The sequence below is a fragment of the Neisseria animaloris genome (assembly GCF_900637855.1).
Lineage (GTDB): Bacteria > Pseudomonadota > Gammaproteobacteria > Burkholderiales > Neisseriaceae > Neisseria > Neisseria animaloris.
Genome location: NZ_LR134440.1, coordinates 2,142,034 through 2,156,886 on the forward strand (window position 1 = coordinate 2,142,034; position 14,853 = coordinate 2,156,886).

At 52.4% G+C, this 14,853-nt stretch carries 13 protein-coding genes; 4 read left to right on the forward strand and 9 right to left on the reverse strand.

Annotated features, from left to right (window positions below; all coding sequences use genetic code 11):
• Positions 1-61: 61 nt before the first annotated feature.
• The 6 genes from EL216_RS10075 to mutM all read right to left on the reverse strand — a co-directional run bounded on the left by EL216_RS10075 (position 62) and on the right by mutM (position 6,252).
• The gene (locus EL216_RS10075; protein WP_085390187.1) at positions 62-943 is read right to left on the reverse strand and encodes a carbohydrate kinase family protein; all 882 of its coding nucleotides are present in this window, start codon (positions 941-943) and stop codon (positions 62-64) included.
• The gene (locus EL216_RS10080; RefSeq protein WP_085390188.1) at positions 940-2,271 is read right to left on the reverse strand and encodes a sugar porter family MFS transporter; all 1,332 of its coding nucleotides are present in this window, start codon (positions 2,269-2,271) and stop codon (positions 940-942) included. Before EL216_RS10080 ends, EL216_RS10075 begins: the two co-directional genes overlap by 4 nt.
• A gap of 415 nt (positions 2,272-2,686) precedes the next feature.
• On the reverse strand, positions 2,687-3,139 hold the full coding sequence (locus tag EL216_RS10085; protein WP_085390189.1) for a ProQ/FINO family protein: 453 nt from the start codon (positions 3,137-3,139) through the stop codon (positions 2,687-2,689).
• 219 nt (positions 3,140-3,358) lie between these two features.
• Positions 3,359-4,453 (reverse strand): chorismate synthase, encoded by a 1,095-nt coding sequence (gene aroC / locus EL216_RS10090; protein ID WP_085390190.1) that lies wholly within the window; start codon positions 4,451-4,453, stop codon positions 3,359-3,361.
• Positions 4,454-4,535: 82 nt separating this feature from the next.
• The gene (locus tag EL216_RS10095) at positions 4,536-5,300 is read right to left on the reverse strand and encodes a 1-acylglycerol-3-phosphate O-acyltransferase (RefSeq protein ID WP_085390191.1); all 765 of its coding nucleotides are present in this window, start codon (positions 5,298-5,300) and stop codon (positions 4,536-4,538) included.
• Positions 5,301-5,424: 124 nt separating this feature from the next.
• The gene (gene mutM / locus EL216_RS10100) at positions 5,425-6,252 is read right to left on the reverse strand and encodes a bifunctional DNA-formamidopyrimidine glycosylase/DNA-(apurinic or apyrimidinic site) lyase (RefSeq protein WP_085390192.1); all 828 of its coding nucleotides are present in this window, start codon (positions 6,250-6,252) and stop codon (positions 5,425-5,427) included.
• A gap of 241 nt (positions 6,253-6,493) precedes the next feature.
• On the opposite strand from mutM, the gene rpsO reads away from it, so the two are divergent.
• The 4 genes from rpsO to EL216_RS11110 all read left to right on the forward strand — a co-directional run bounded on the left by rpsO (position 6,494) and on the right by EL216_RS11110 (position 10,836).
• Positions 6,494-6,763 (forward strand): 30S ribosomal protein S15, encoded by a 270-nt coding sequence (gene rpsO / locus EL216_RS10105; protein WP_085390193.1) that lies wholly within the window; start codon positions 6,494-6,496, stop codon positions 6,761-6,763.
• Positions 6,764-6,851: 88 nt separating this feature from the next.
• Positions 6,852-7,385, forward strand: coding sequence for a glutathione peroxidase (locus EL216_RS10110; RefSeq protein WP_085390194.1), 534 nt, complete (start codon positions 6,852-6,854; stop codon positions 7,383-7,385).
• 376 nt (positions 7,386-7,761) lie between these two features.
• Complete coding sequence (gene adhE, locus EL216_RS10115) at positions 7,762-10,377, forward strand: bifunctional acetaldehyde-CoA/alcohol dehydrogenase (RefSeq protein WP_085390195.1); 2,616 nt, start codon at positions 7,762-7,764, stop codon at positions 10,375-10,377.
• Positions 10,378-10,677: 300 nt separating this feature from the next.
• A complete protein-coding gene (locus EL216_RS11110) occupies positions 10,678-10,836 on the forward strand; it encodes a hypothetical protein (protein WP_158087726.1) in 159 nt (52 codons plus the stop codon).
• Positions 10,837-10,894: 58 nt separating this feature from the next.
• Here EL216_RS11110 and rbsK read toward each other — a convergent pair whose 3' ends face one another.
• The 3 genes from rbsK to EL216_RS10130 form a co-directional block, all read right to left on the reverse strand.
• Positions 10,895-11,797, reverse strand: a complete 903-nt coding sequence (gene rbsK, locus EL216_RS10120) for a ribokinase (protein WP_085390196.1) — start codon at positions 11,795-11,797, stop codon at positions 10,895-10,897.
• 165 nt (positions 11,798-11,962) lie between these two features.
• Entirely contained in the window at positions 11,963-13,945 is a 1,983-nt protein-coding gene (locus EL216_RS10125; protein WP_085390197.1) for a DNA topoisomerase IV subunit B, read from the reverse strand.
• Between the two features lie 208 nt (positions 13,946-14,153).
• On the reverse strand, positions 14,154-14,753 hold the full coding sequence (locus EL216_RS10130; RefSeq protein WP_085390198.1) for a glutathione S-transferase family protein: 600 nt from the start codon (positions 14,751-14,753) through the stop codon (positions 14,154-14,156).
• Positions 14,754-14,853: the final 100 nt, after the last annotated feature.

Below are 14,853 nucleotides of genomic sequence, written 5' to 3' on the forward strand. Positions count from 1 at the left end.
AGAGGCCGTCTGAAAAGGTTTGGTATTTTCAGACGGCCATTGGGTTGAGGTGGCTCGGAGATCAAACAGGATGAATGAAGTTTTCGATTTCCTGCAGGCTGATTTCGGGTGTCGCACCGTGGTGTGCTGCAACCAGTGCTCCCAGAGCACAAGCGAAGGTTAAGGCTTCTTGGGGTTGTGCTTTGTTGAGCAGTTGGTAGGTTAAACCAGCCAGAAAACTGTCGCCCGAACCGACGGTGTCGGCCACTTTAACGCGGAAACCGCAGTGGTGATAGATTTTTCCATCGTCAAAATACACGGCACCATGGCTGCCCAGCGTTACGCAGATTCGCGATATGCCGCACAGTTCGGCGAGATAGCAGATGTTTTGCTCGAGAGAGTGCTGTTTTGAGCCGTATGCCTGTGCCAATTCGTATAGTTCATCGTCGTTCAGTTTCACTAGGTCGGCCTGTTTGATCATAGAAAGCAGGCGGTTGCTGTCGTAGTGGGGCGGGCGCAGGTTGACATCGAAGATTTTAAATTTGGCTTTCTCTAACAGTCGTTCCAGTGTGTTACGGGAAACTTCGTCGCGGGTCGACAGGCTGCCGTAAATAAAGGCATCGGATTCCGCTACACATTTGAGCGCGGCCTCTTCAAATCGGATTTTGTCCCAAGCGCAAGGATAAACGATGTCGTAAGACGCACAGCCTGATGAATCAAGCGTTACTTTTACTAAACCGGTGGCCTGTTCGTCAGAAACCTGTAGCAAGTCAGTAGCGACGTTTTTGTTTTCAATTTGCCGCAATAGTTCTTCGCCGTCCGCATCGTTTCCCCTGCAGCTGATGATACTGCAATCGATACCCAGCGAACGTAGGCGAACGAGCACATTGAGCGGCGCACCTCCCAATACTTTGCCACCGGGGAGATCGTCCCATAATACTTCGCCGAAACTGGTTACTTTCATGATACGTTTTCCTTAATCAGTGATTGAGAGAGTTCTTCCAACGGTACACCTTTGGTTTCGGGCATCATAAATATCACGAATACCAGTTGCAGCACCATCATAACGGTAAAGCCTACGAATACCCATGCCGCACCGATGCTGCCGAATAAAAACGGAATCATGGCGGGAATGGCCGCAGCAAGTACCCAGTGGGTGGAGCTGCCGAGGGATTGGCCTTGGGCACGCAGATGGCTGGGGAAAATCTCGGAAATAAATACCCAGATTACCGTACCTTGGCCGATGGCGTGTGCGGCGATAAACAGGAAGAAAAACAAGGGTACGGCCATGCCTTTCCATTGCAGAAAGAATGCCAATGATACCAAACCTAATGAGATGATATAGCCGAAAGAACCGATATACATCAATTGGCGGCGGCCGAACTTGTCGATTAATGCCAAACCGACGAAGGTAAAAATCAGATTGATCAAACCGATGCCTACGCTGCTTAACATGGCAGCGCTTTTTTCCAAACCGGCGATTTCAAAAATACGCGGGGCATAGTACAGAAAAGCATTGATGCCCGACATTTGGTTAAAAAAAGCAATCAGAAAAGCCAGCAATACCGGCAGCCGGTATTTTTTCAGCCACAGGCTTTCCTTTCTATGCCCGCTGTCAGCTTTGGCAGCCGCCATCAACTCATTGATATCCGCATGGGGGTTTACCTGTTGCAATACCGAGCGTGCTTCGTCATAACGCCCTTGCATCATCAACCAGCGCGGCGACATCGGGATGGTGAATACCATCAGTGTATAGATTACGGAAGGAACAACTTGTACACCCAACATCCAACGCCAAGTGTTTGCACCAAGCTCCAAGCTGCTGAATAAAAAATTGGAAAGATAGGCTATCAAAATGCCGAATACGATATTAAATTGATACATGGCTACCAAGCGGCCGCGTTTTTCCGGCGGAGCTATTTCAGACACATAAGCCGGGGCCGCAATCGTGGATGCTCCCACCCCCAAACCACCGATAAAACGGAAAAATGCAAACTGCCACGGGTTGGAAACCAGCGCAGAACCGAGCGAACCGACGATATATAAGAAGCCGATGAAAATCAGGGTTTTTTTCCGGCCGAGTTTGTCGGTAGGGATGCTGCCGAAGAGGGCACCGATAACCGTCCCCCATAAAGCCGACGACATGACAACGATTCCGTGAAACCAATCGGGGCTGTTCCACAGTTTTTGAAGGGCTTGATCCGCACCTGAAATCACTACGGTATCAAAGCCGAATAGAAAACCTGCCAAAGCCACCGTAATCGACCAGAAAAGAAGTTTTGACTGGTTCATAAGTATCCTCGCTTTGTTGAGTTGAAAATAAAAACTTTTTGAATGCAAATATTGTGAAGCGTGACATAGACCGTGCAAAGGAAACTTCAGGTTTCTCGGTAAGCGGAAGAAGGCTTTTCAGACGGCCTGTGGGATGGCTATCGGTAAATCATGCGGCCGCCAGCTTTAAAAAATGTTAGGGTGAAGCCGCATTTCGCATAACTTTGACAAGGAATGAATATAGAAGTTTGATAGGGAAGGATATTTATTTAGTGTACCGTAGGGGTGATGAATGCAGATTTTTATGCGCAAGGCAAAGATAAAACTACAGACATTTGCTTTCTGTTTTCAGACGGCCTCAGATGTTTGCCCGAATCGGGCAATACAAAAACGGCCTGTTGATTAAACAGGCCGTTTTTGTATAAGCAGGAGTGCTTTATCCTTCGGTTTCGTCGGCAGTTTGGGTTTCCGGAAGGGGAACTTCGCCGGTAGGTTGCGGTGCCGTTTCATTTTGGGTTGCTTTGCGTTCGGCTTGGGCGGCCAAAGCCTGCTGCACGGCAGGGTGCTGTTGGGCTATAGCCTGTTCTTCGGGGCTTACTTCGCCTTTGAAGCGGTTGTTCAGGTCGAAGCGTTTGCCGCCACGAGCCAAAGCTTTGAGGTAGCGCGGGCGGCGGCAGTGATTGGCCAATACGCGGGCAATCAGAGCCGGATCGAATTGGGGCAGGGCGGTAGCAAGGTCTTGGTCGATACCGACGGCTAGCGGCTTGAAACGCTTGAACACATCGTATTTATTGTAGATGTGGTCGGCAATCATATCGGTTTGTTTCTTTTTGCTCATGGTTTGTACTGCGGATTTCAGTGCAGCACCCAAAGCGGTTTCTTTCGTCATGTCTGTATTCCTGTGAATAAACCCGTTGCCCTGTGTAGAGGGCTGAAAATTGGGGGCATTTTAGTATAAAGTGAGTGTTTTGGCTAAGGTTTTATCGGCATATACTTGAATTTTTCTGCTATCTCACAGCGTTTCGGGTTATGGTTTGTTGTTACGCAGCATGATGTTGAAAAGGCCGTCTGAAAAGATATTTTCAGACGGCCTCACTCGGTTTGGATTTTAACGGCGGGCGATATTAGGCGTAGCCACGCTCACATCGGCATTTTGTGCACGGTGGCGCAGGACATGATCGATCAGCACCAGGGCAAGCATGGCTTCGGCAATCGGAGCGGCGCGCAGGCCGACGCAGGGGTCGTGGCGGCCGTGGGTAGCCAATTCGACAGGGTTGCCGTGTATATCAATCGAGCGGCGCGGGGTGGCGATGCTGCTGGTGGGTTTGACGGCGATGTTTACCGTAATGTCTTGTCCGGTGCTGATGCCGCCCAAGATGCCGCCTGCGTGGTTGGACAAGAAGCCTTCGGGGGTGAGTTCGTCGCCGTGTTCGCTGCCGCGCTGGGTAACGCAGCCGAAACCTGCGCCGATTTCTACGCCTTTGACGGCGTTAATCGACATCATGGCATGGGCGATGTCGGCATCCAAACGGTCGAATACGGGTTCGCCCAAGCCGACGGGTATGTTGCGGGCTTCGATAGCGAGTTTGGCCCCGACCGAATCCAGCGATTTGCGGATGCTGTCCATATAGCTTTCGAGTTCGGTAATTTGGCTTTGGTTGGCGGCGAAAAAGGGGTTGTTGCCGATGTGTCCGTAACCTTCGAAGGCGATGGTTTTTTCGCCTACTTGGGTAACGTAGGCGGTGATTTCGGTGCCGAATTGTTCTTTCAGCCATTTCTTCGCCACTGCTCCGGCGGCAACGCGGGCGGCGGTTTCGCGGGCGGAGCTGCGGCCGCCGCCGCGGTAGTCGCGGATGCCGTATTTGTGCCAATAGGTGTAGTCGGCGTGGCCGGGGCGGAAACTTTGGGCGATGTTGCCGTAGTCTTTGCTGCGCTGGTCGGTATTGCGGATGAGCAGGGCAATCGGTGTGCCGGTGGTTTTACCTTCAAATACGCCGGAAAGGATTTCCACCTCGTCGGCTTCGCGCCGTTGGGTAACGTGGCGGCTGGTGCCGGGTTTGCGGCGGTCGAGATCGGTTTGGATGTCGGCGATACTTAATGCAAGCCCGGGCGGGCAGCCGTCGATGATGCAGCCCAATGCGGGGCCGTGGCTTTCGCCGAAAGTGGTTACGGTGAAGAGTTGTCCGAATGTATTGCCTGCCATGATTTTTTATGTGGGAAAATGGATACAGGCGGCAAGTGTAACATAAAAGGCCGTCTGAAAAAGAAGGTTTGCCGGCTTTGGGTTATTCGTCTTCCTCTACTTTTTTGCGCACGAATGCTTCGGCGATGTCTTTCAGGGTAAAGCGGTCGGTTTCGGGGCGTTCGTCGGGATAAACCGGCTTGGAGAAATCGACGCGGATATGCAGTTCGGGCATGGAAACCACGCGCCAGATGGAATGCAGCAGGCTCACGTTGGCATAGGAAGGCTCGGTGGTGCGGTTGCCCAAATGGTCGTAATAGCGCAAAGCCATAACCTGAACCGGTGCGTTGCTGTCGATGGCGGATTGAAACAACGCGGCTTTAAACGGCAGAACACTGGTGCCTGAAGAGGTTTTTGCTTCGGGAAAAAAGCTGACGTTTTGGCCGGATTTTAAAGCGGCGGCAATGGCTTGGTTGATGGGTTCGACATCTTTGCGCGAATTGCGGTTGATGAAAACCGTGCCGGCGTTACGCCCCATTTTGCCGAGCACGGGCCAGTTGCTGATTTCTTGCTTGGCGATAAAACTGCTGGGATAAAGTGCGCTCATGGCGAAAATATCCAGCCATGAAACATGGTTTGCCACCACCAAATTGCCGTGCGTGTGGAAATGTTCGGGCGGGGTGGAAACATCCAATTTGACGCCCAGTGCCTGCAAAGCGGTGGAGCCTAGTGTGATGATGGCGCGGTTGCGCTGCTCGGGGTCGCTGCCGTCTATCCGGTTCAGGTTACGGCCTGTTTTAAACAGCCAGACTACCAGTTTGAATAGGCGGGCAAAGCGGAGGGTGAGGGGGGCTTTTTGTGCAGGCATCGGGGAAGTGTTCTTTATCAAAATGCAAGGCGTGGATTATATTACAAGTGTTTGCTTTGCTGTGAGTCGGAAAGCGGTTTTCAGACGGCCTGTTACCAAGTCTTTGCAATAGGCCGTCTGAAAATTATTTCTGACAGCGGCTGCAATAGAATGTGCCGCGCTGCCCGAGGGTTTCTTTCTGAATCAGTTCGCCGCATTGTACGCAGGGCTCGTTGTGTCGGCCGTATACGGTGTATTCCTGTTGGAAATAGCCGCTTTGTCCGTTGCTGTCGACAAAATCGCGCAGAGTGCTGCCGCCGGTGGCAATGGCGCGGTTTAAGACGGCCTGTATCGTTTCCACCAGCTTTACGCATTCTTGCTTGGTGATTTTGTCGGCGGGGCGTTTGGGGGAAATGCCGGCTTTAAACAGGCTTTCGTTGGCGTAAATATTGCCAATACCGACTACCACGGCATTATCCATCAAAGCGAGTTTGACGGCCCGCTTTTGTGCGTGCAGTTTCGAGTACAGATAAGCAGCATCGAATTGCGGTTCGAACGGTTCAGGACCAAGGGCGGCGAGCAGGGGGTGATGTTCGGCGGCACCCGCAAACCATGAAACCATACCGAAACGGCGCGGATCGCGATAACGCAGCACGGTGCCGTTGTCGAAAACAATATCGACATGGTCGTGTTTGCCGGGATTGTCGATATCGGGATTTTCAGCGGTGAGGATGCGCAGGCTGCCCGACATCCCCAAATGGATCAGCAGCACGCCGGTATTGAAACCGACTAACAGATATTTGGCGCGACGGGTACAGCTTAAAACGGTTTGGTTGTGCAGGATGCCGGCTAAATCAGGTGTAACCGGAAAACGCAGTTTGGGTTGGCGTACGACAGTGTTTTTAACGGTTCGGCCGCTGATATGCGGGCTGATACCGCGCAATGCGGTTTCGACTTCGGGTAATTCTGGCATGGTATTCTCGCTGGCAGGTAAAAATATGGCCGGCCAATAATGGTTTTCAGACGGCCTTATACAGGGAAGAAAACAGTTTACAACATCTGTTTGCCGGTTTCCGATAAAACCGTGCAAACTTTAATAAGCTGTGGCATAATCCGGCTCTCGTTATTAACGAATTCAGGAGTTTGCACGGGTTTAGGCTTGGCAAACTTGTCCGAACCGAAAGGTTCATTTTATTTATCGGAGTTTATCCATTATGGCATTGACCGTAGAACAAAAAGCACAAATTGTTAAAGATTTCCAACGCAAAGAAGGCGATACTGGTTCTTCAGAAGTTCAAGTAGCTCTGCTGACCTTCCGTATCAACGATTTGACTCCACACTTCAAAGCAAATCCTAAAGACCACCACAGCCGTCGCGGTTTGCTGAAAATGGTAAGCCAACGCCGCCGCCTGCTGGCCTACTTGCGCCGCACCAAACCGGATACTTACCGCGAGTTGATTACCCGTTTGGGCTTGCGTAAATAATCTGATTGCTTTAAACGCCGTTCGTAAAGAGCGGCGTTTTTCTTTGGCGTGAGGCCGTCTGAAAAAAAGCGCAACAAAAGGAAGAAAGATGAACTTTTACGATTTCAATGTGAAAGATGCACAAGGCGGTATTGTGGCGTTGTCGGGCTATCGGGGCAAGGTGCTGCTGATTGTGAATACGGCCACCCGCTGCGGGCTGACACCGCAATATAAAGAGTTGCAGCAACTTTACAGCCGTTATTCGGGGCAGGGGTTGGAAATTCTCGATTTCCCGTGCAACCAGTTTCGGCATCAGGCACCGGAAAGCGGCGGGGAAATTGTGCAAATATGCCGGACCAAGTTCGGCACGCAGTTTAAGATTTTCGACAAAATAGAAGTAAACGGGGCAAACGCCCATCCGCTTTATGTCTATTTGAAGTCGCGGCAGCCGAACGACCGAAGCGGCCATAGGATAAAAGATTGGCTGTTGAAGCTGGCAGCTACCGGTATGGGGCATGAGGATGCCGATATTAAATGGAATTTCACAAAATTTTTGATAAATCGCGAGGGTGAGGTGGTGGGGAGGTTTGCTCCCACCGTAACACCGTTGGAAATGGAAAAAGAAATTCAGGCTTTGTTATAAGCATTTTGCGGAAGCATCAGGCCGTCTGAAAAGACAGGGAACACCCCGAATAATCTTTTCAGACGGCCTGATGTTTTTATATGTTTGTAATTTTTTTACCGGATATGTACGGATATGAAAGAAAAGTAGGTATGTTGAAATTAAATAGCCGGTTAGGCGGCAATGAAGAAAACCGACGGTTTTATATTTTTATGTTTATAGTTAAGATATTGTCTTTTCAAAGTTTATAGATTAATTTTGAAGACGGGTAAATGTTGCGGAAAACAGTTTGACGAAGCAAGGCTTTCTGATTTAGGTCAATATATTTTGTAGTAATATTACTTATACTGTTTCGTAAGTGAGATTTTTTATTTGTACACTATCAGGAGACAACCACATGAACGCATCTGCCGATACCGCCGTAAGCCCAGCAGTGGCCGAGGTAAACAGCTTGGTTGAAAGAGGTTTGGTTGCGCTGGAGGCTTTCCGTCAGTTAAATCAAGAACAAATCGATTATATCGTTGCCAAAGCGTCGATTGCGGCACTGGCCAAACACGGCGAGCTTGCCATGCATGCGGTGGAAGAAACCGGCCGTGGAATATTTGAAGACAAAGCCACTAAAAACCTGTTTGCCTGCGAAAACGTAGTGCGCCGCCTGCGCGATTTGAAAACAGTGGGAGTCATCAGTGAAGACGATGTAACGGGTATTACCGAAATCGCCGACCCTGTGGGCGTGGTATGCGGTATCGTGCCGACGACCAATCCCACTTCTACTACGATTTTTAAGGCATTGATTTCTTTGAAAACACGCAATCCGATTGTGTTTTCGTTCCATCCTTCCGCCCAGCAATGTTCCGCACATGCCGCACAGATTGTGCGCGATGCCGCAGTTGCGGCCGGTGCGCCTGAAAACTGTATCCAATGGATTGAAAAACCTTCTATGGAAGGTACGTCTTCATTAATGAAGCATCCGGGTATCGCCACTATCCTGGCTACCGGCGGCAATGCGATGGTGGAAGCGGCTTATTCCTGCGGAAAACCTGCACTCGGTGTGGGTGCAGGCAACGTGCCGGCTTATGTGGAAAAATCCGCCGACATCTGGCAGGCGGCACACGATATTGTGATGTCGAAAGCGTTTGATAACGGCATGATTTGCGCCAGTGAACAGGCGGTAATCGCAGATAAGGAAATTTACGACGAGCTGGTTGCCGAGATGAAGTCTTACGGCGTTTATGTTGTCAACAAAAAAGAAAAAGCGCTGTTGGAAGACTTTATTTTCGGTGTGAAAGCCGACAGTAAAAATTGCAGCTTGGCCAAATTGAACTCCGCCGTGGTAGGCAAATCCGCCGCATGGATTGCCGAGCAAGCCGGTTTCAGCGTGCCTGAAAAAACCAATATCCTGATGGCGGAATGCCGCGAAGTGGGCCCCAAAGAACCGCTCACCCGCGAAAAACTTTCTCCCGTGCTGGCTCTTTTGAAAGCAACCAGTAGCGAAGAAGGCTTGAAACTTTCCGAGCAAATGGTGGAATTCGACGGTTTGGGCCACTCCGCCGCCATTCACACGGCCGACAGGGATTTGGTTAAAGAATTCGGCGCGCGCGTGAAAGCCATCCGCGTTATTTGGAATTCTCCTTCGACTTTCGGCGGCATCGGCGACGTGTACAACGCTTTCCTGCCTTCTCTGACGCTCGGTTGCGGCTCTTACGGCAAAAACTCGGTCGGCAACAACGTCAGCGCCGTCAATCTGTTGAACATCAAAAAAATAGGCCGTCGGAGAAACAACATGCAATGGTTTAAAGTGCCCGCCAAAATTTATTTTGAACGCGACTCCATCCAATATCTGCAAGATATGAAAGAGTGCGAAAAAGTGATGATCGTTACCGACCGCTCTATGGTGGATTTGGGCTTTGTCGATAAAGTAACCCATCAATTGCACTTGCGTAAAAACAAAGTAACCGTACAGTTGTTTACCGATGTCGAGCCGGATCCCAGCGTGCAAACCGTATACAAAGGCACCGATCTGATGCGCAGCTTCCAGCCCGATACCATTATCGCATTGGGCGGCGGTTCGGCTATGGATGCGGCCAAAGCCATGTGGCTCTTTTACGAGCAGCCCCAAGTCGAATTTGAAGATTTGGTGCAAAAATTCATGGACATCCGCAAACGCGCCTTCCGCTTCCCCGAATTGGGCCGCAAAGCCAAATTCATCGGCATTCCGACGACTTCGGGCACCGGTTCGGAAGTTACTCCGTTTACCGTAATCAGCGACGGCGACAAAAAATACCCGATTGCCGACTACTCGCTCACTCCGACCATTGCCATCGTAGACCCCGCATTTACCATGACCGTGCCCGCGCACGTTACCGCCGATACCGGTTTGGACGTATTGACCCACGCCGTAGAAGCCTATGTTTCCGTGCTGGCCAACGACTTTACCGACGGTTTGGCATTGCAGGCCATCAAGCTGGTGTTCGAATTCTTGGAGCGTTCGTACAAATACGGAGCCGAAGACCCCGAAGCCCGCGAGCGCATGCACAATGCCTCGACCATTGCGGGTATGGCGTTTGCCAACGCGTTTTTGGGGATGAACCACTCATTAGCGCACAAAATCGGCGGAAAATTCCACACGCCGCACGGCCGTACCAACGCGATTCTGATGCCGCACGTGATCCGTTACAACGGTACGCGTCCGCAAAAAACCGCCACTTGGCCGAAATACAACCACTACAAAGCCGACGTGAAATACCAAGAAATCGCCCGTACCCTCGGCTTGCCTTGCAGCACTCCGGCCGAAGGCGTGGAATCTTTCGCCAAAGCCTGCGACGAGTTGGCACGCAAAGTGGGCATCAATATGTCGTTTAAAGAACAAGGTATTGATGAGAAAGCCTTCATGGCTGCCCGCAAAGAGTTGGCGATGATGGCTTACGAAGACCAATGTTCTCCCGCCAATCCGCGCCTACCGATGGTGGCCGATATGGAAGAAATCTTGACTAAGGCTTATTACGGGGAATAATCCTCACCGGGTAAGTTGTTGGGAGGAGAAGAGGCCGTCTGAAAATATTTTCAGACGGCCTTTTTTTGTATGTCGGAGATAGGGTGGGATTCCCGTAACCGATACGAAGGAGTCGATATAGCAGGGAATGCCAACGCACGCTGCTGCGGCTGCGTTGCCGTATGCCGGTATCGGATACGTGCCGCAAATACAGAACCTTCAGTAAAAGTAACGGTCGTTACCGGACGGATCTGTGTTCGGGCGGCTTCGGTTTTTCAATGCCTGAACCGTTCTGCTTTTATTTTTCAAAAAGGATGCTTAATGAAAAAAGGATACTATCTCAAACTTTCCATCGCTTTCTTGGTGCTTTCGGTGGTGAATTTTCTGTTGTCTCCCAAGCAGGATGGCATTCCCTTTATCAGCATTTTCTTCATTATCGCGGCGGTAGTGGCTTTCTTTATCCACCGCAAAAAAGGCTGATTGGCAAAAGGCCGTCTGAAAAGTTTCAGACGGCCTTCTTACAATGGCAAAGGCAGGATTATTTCTGTTGCGCCAAAAACGCTTCCAACTCCGCCAAAGTGGGCATGCCGCCTTGCGCACCGGCTTTGGTTACCGACAAGGCTGCGGCGGCGCAGGCTTTGCGCACGGCGGTTGCCATTCCTTCATGGAGGAAGACGGCAAATGCGCCGTTAAAGGTATCGCCCGCGCCGGTGGTGTCGACGGGGGTAACTTTAAAGCTCGGTTGTCTGTGCAACGTGCCGTTGTCGTCGTTGTAGACCACGCCTTCGCTGCCGCGCGTCATCAGCACGGGGCGGCCTGCCTGCCGGATTAAGGTTTCGACCGGCGTGTCTTCCGGCAGCCCCAAGCTGATGGCGAGTTCGTAGGCGTTGGGGGTGAGCAGTGTAACCAATTCGAGCAGCCCGGCGGGCAGTTTTTGGGCGGGGGCGGGGTTGAGCACGAACGGCTTGCCGTGTTTGCGGGCGAGCTTGGCGGCGGTAATCACACATTCCATCGGAATTTCAAGCTGGCTTAAAACCACATCGGATTCGGCAATGCGGGCTTCGCAGGTTTCGATGTCGGCGGGCGTGATACCGAAGTTTGCGCCGGAAACCACGATGATGTGGTTGTCGCCCCCGGCCACGGTAATGTTGGCCATGCCGGTGGGCAGATGAGGCAAGATTTTGACGTGTGCGGTATCAACGCCTTCCTGCTTGAGATGGGCGAGCAGTTCGCTGCCGAAGCCGTCGTTGCCGACTGCACCTATCATGCACACGTCCGCCCCCAAACGCGCGGCGGCCACGGCTTGGTTGGCTCCTTTGCCGCCCATGAAGCGGTTGAACGACGTGCCCAAAAGCGTTTCGCCCTGTTTGGGGAAGCGGGGCGAGCCGGTAACCAAGTCCATGTTGATGCTGCCGACAACGGTGATTTTTTTAGGATTCATATTGCTTCCTCGATTGGTTGGGGCCGTCTGAAAAGTTATCTGTTGCTGCGGCAGCGTCGTGCTTTTGCTGCCGTATGTTTCAGACGGCCTTTGATAAAGGTTGGCAGGTAGTAAAAGCCGTAATCTGTTTCAGACGGCCTCTTGTACCGACAAGGCCGTCTGAAATCAAATATCTACTTCCGCCGTATCGCCTTCGGCTTCCATCCACGCGCGGCGGCTGGCGGCTTCGCCTTTGCCCATCAGTTTGACAAAGATGCTGTGGGTTTGTTCGTGAGCCGTTTCGGGAATCTGCACCTGCAACAGGCGGCGGGTATCGGGGTGCATGGTGGTGTCTTTGAGCTGGTCGGGGTTCATCTCGCCCAAGCCTTTGAAACGGCTGATGGAATAGGCGGTTTCTTTCACGCCTTCTTTTTGCAGCCGCTCCAAAATGCCGTCCAATTCGCCCTGATCGAGTGCGTAGAATTTGCGCGCGGGTTTGCTTTTGCCTTGCGCGTTCACGTCCACGCGGAACAGCGGCGGTTGGGCGACATAGATGTGGCCGTCTGAAACCAGTTTGGGGAAGTGGCGGTAAAACAGGGTGAGCAGCAGCACTTGGATGTGCGAGCCGTCCACGTCGGCATCGGAGAGGATGGCGATTTTGCCATAACGCAGGCCGCTTAAATCGGGGTTGTCATTCGCACCGTGCGGATCAACGCCGATGGCGACGGCGATGTCATGGATTTCGGCATTGCCGAACAGTTGGTCTTGATGCACTTCAAAACTGTTCAACACTTTGCCGCGCAAGGGCAAAATGGCTTGGGTGGCTTTGTCGCGCGCGAGTTTGGCCGAGCCGCCCGCCGAATCGCCCTCTACTAAGAAGAGTTCGTTTTCGCGGATGTCTTCGCTTTCGCAATCGGTGAGCTTGCCGGGCAGCACGGCCACACCGCTGCCTTTTTTCTTCTCGATTTTTTTTACCGAACGCATCCGCGCCTGTGCCTGCTTGATGGCGAGTTCGGCGATTTTTTTACCGGCTTCGACGTTTTGGTTAAGCCACAATTCCAGCGGGTCGCCCGACACGGCGGCGACGAGCTTGAGCGCGTCGCGGTTGGTGAGCTTGTCTTTGGTTTGGCCTTGGAATTGCGGGTCGAGCACGCGGGCGGACAACACGAATGCCACGCGGCTGAATACGTCGTCGCTCTGCACTTTCACGCCGCGCGGCAGCAGGTTGTGGTGGTTGATGAAGTTGTTTACCGCTTGGAACACCGCCTGTTTCAAACCGGCTTCGTGCGTGCCGCCGAGCGGGGTAGGAATCAGGTTTACATAGCTTTCGCTGTTGCACGAACCTTCTTCCAGCCAAGTGAGTGCAAACGCCGCACCTTCGCCCGCGCTGAAATCGCTGTCGTGGCCGTCTGAAAGATAGTTTTCCGAAGCGAACACCGGCACGGCTTCCTGCGCCTCGCTGATTAAGTCGAGCAGATAGCTTTTCAGGCCGTTGGGGTAATGCCACGTCTGCACGTGCGGCTCGGGCTGGCCTTTAACGGGGCGGGTGAGCGACACGGTAACGCCCGGCAGCAGCACGGCTTTGGCGCGCAACAGGCGTTCGAGTTCGGCGATGCTGTATTGCGGGCTTTCAAAATATTTGCCGTCCGGCCACACGCGCACTTCGGTGCCGCTGTCTTTCACCGCACATTTGCCGACTTCGGCCAGCGGCTCCACCACCGCGCCGCCCGCAAACACGATGCGGTGGATTTTGCCTTCGCGCTTCACGGTCACTTCGAGGCGTTTGGAAAGCGCGTTGGTTACCGACACGCCCACCCCGTGCAGGCCGCCTGAAAAAGCATACGCACTGCCGCCGTCTTTCTTGTTGAACTTACCGCCCGCATGAAGCTGCGTGAACACCAGCTCCACCACCGGCAAACCTTCCACCGGATGTAGCCCCACCGGAATGCCGCGCCCGTTGTCGCGCACGGAAAGCGAGCCGTCTTCATGGATTTCTACTTTGATTTCATCGGCAAAACCGCCGAGCGCTTCGTCGGCGGCGTTGTCGATCACCTCTTGGCAGATATGGGTAGGGCTGTCGGTGCGGGTATACATGCCCGGCCGTTCTTTTACCGGCTCCAAGCCTTTGAGGACGGTGATACTGGATTCGCTGTATTGGGGTGTGGTCATGAGGGTTACGCAGTCAAATGTTTAAGCGGTTTCAGACGGCCTATTGCGGCAGGTCGTTTGAAAAGATAGATCAATGTTGGATTCGGGCTGGATTTTAGCATGATTTAAACGGGGTTTCAGACGGCATCGGAAAAGCAGAGCGGGTATTGAAGCAGATGAGGCCGTCTGAAAAAGATTTCAGACGGCCTCAAGCTGTTTTCACAACCAATCAACCGTTCCATTCTGCGGCACGCACCGCTGCGGGACGTTGGGCATGGTGCTTGATGTAGTTTGTGAGCACAGGGTCGGCAGGCAATACGCCAACACGGTTGACCAGCCAATCCAACAAACCGGCGTAGTAAAGGTCGAGCGCGGTAAAGTGGTTGCCGACCATATATTCGCGGCCGTCGAGGTGCTGGAGCAAGGTATTTAAGGCGGTGTTTAAGTCGCCGTAACCGATGGCCCGGCTGATGTTGCCATCGTTTTCAAGGCCGCGCCTTTTGTCCATGCCGGCATATTCGAGATGAACGGCAAACAGCAGCCAGCGGTAATATTGCCCGCGCTCTTCGCTGCCCGCTGCGGGAATCAGATTTTTTTCGGGAAATTGTTCGGCAAGGTAGGTAACGATGGCGGCAGATTCGGTTAGTACTTCGCCGCGGTGTTTCAAGGCGGGTACCTTACCCATGGGGTTAACGGCGAGATAGTCGGCAGATTTGAGGCTGTCGAAAGAAAGCAGCACGGTGTCGTAATCGGCTCCGCATTCTTCAAGCATCCATAAAGCCATGCCGCCGCGTGATTGGGGGACGGTGTAGAGGGTAAAGTCTTTCATGTTGTTCTCCAAGTTCGGGAAGGGTAGGAAGATTTTATGGGCAGTGTGTTTGTGGCAGGTTTTAATCAGTGAGGCCGTCTGAACATAAAAAACGCTTTCA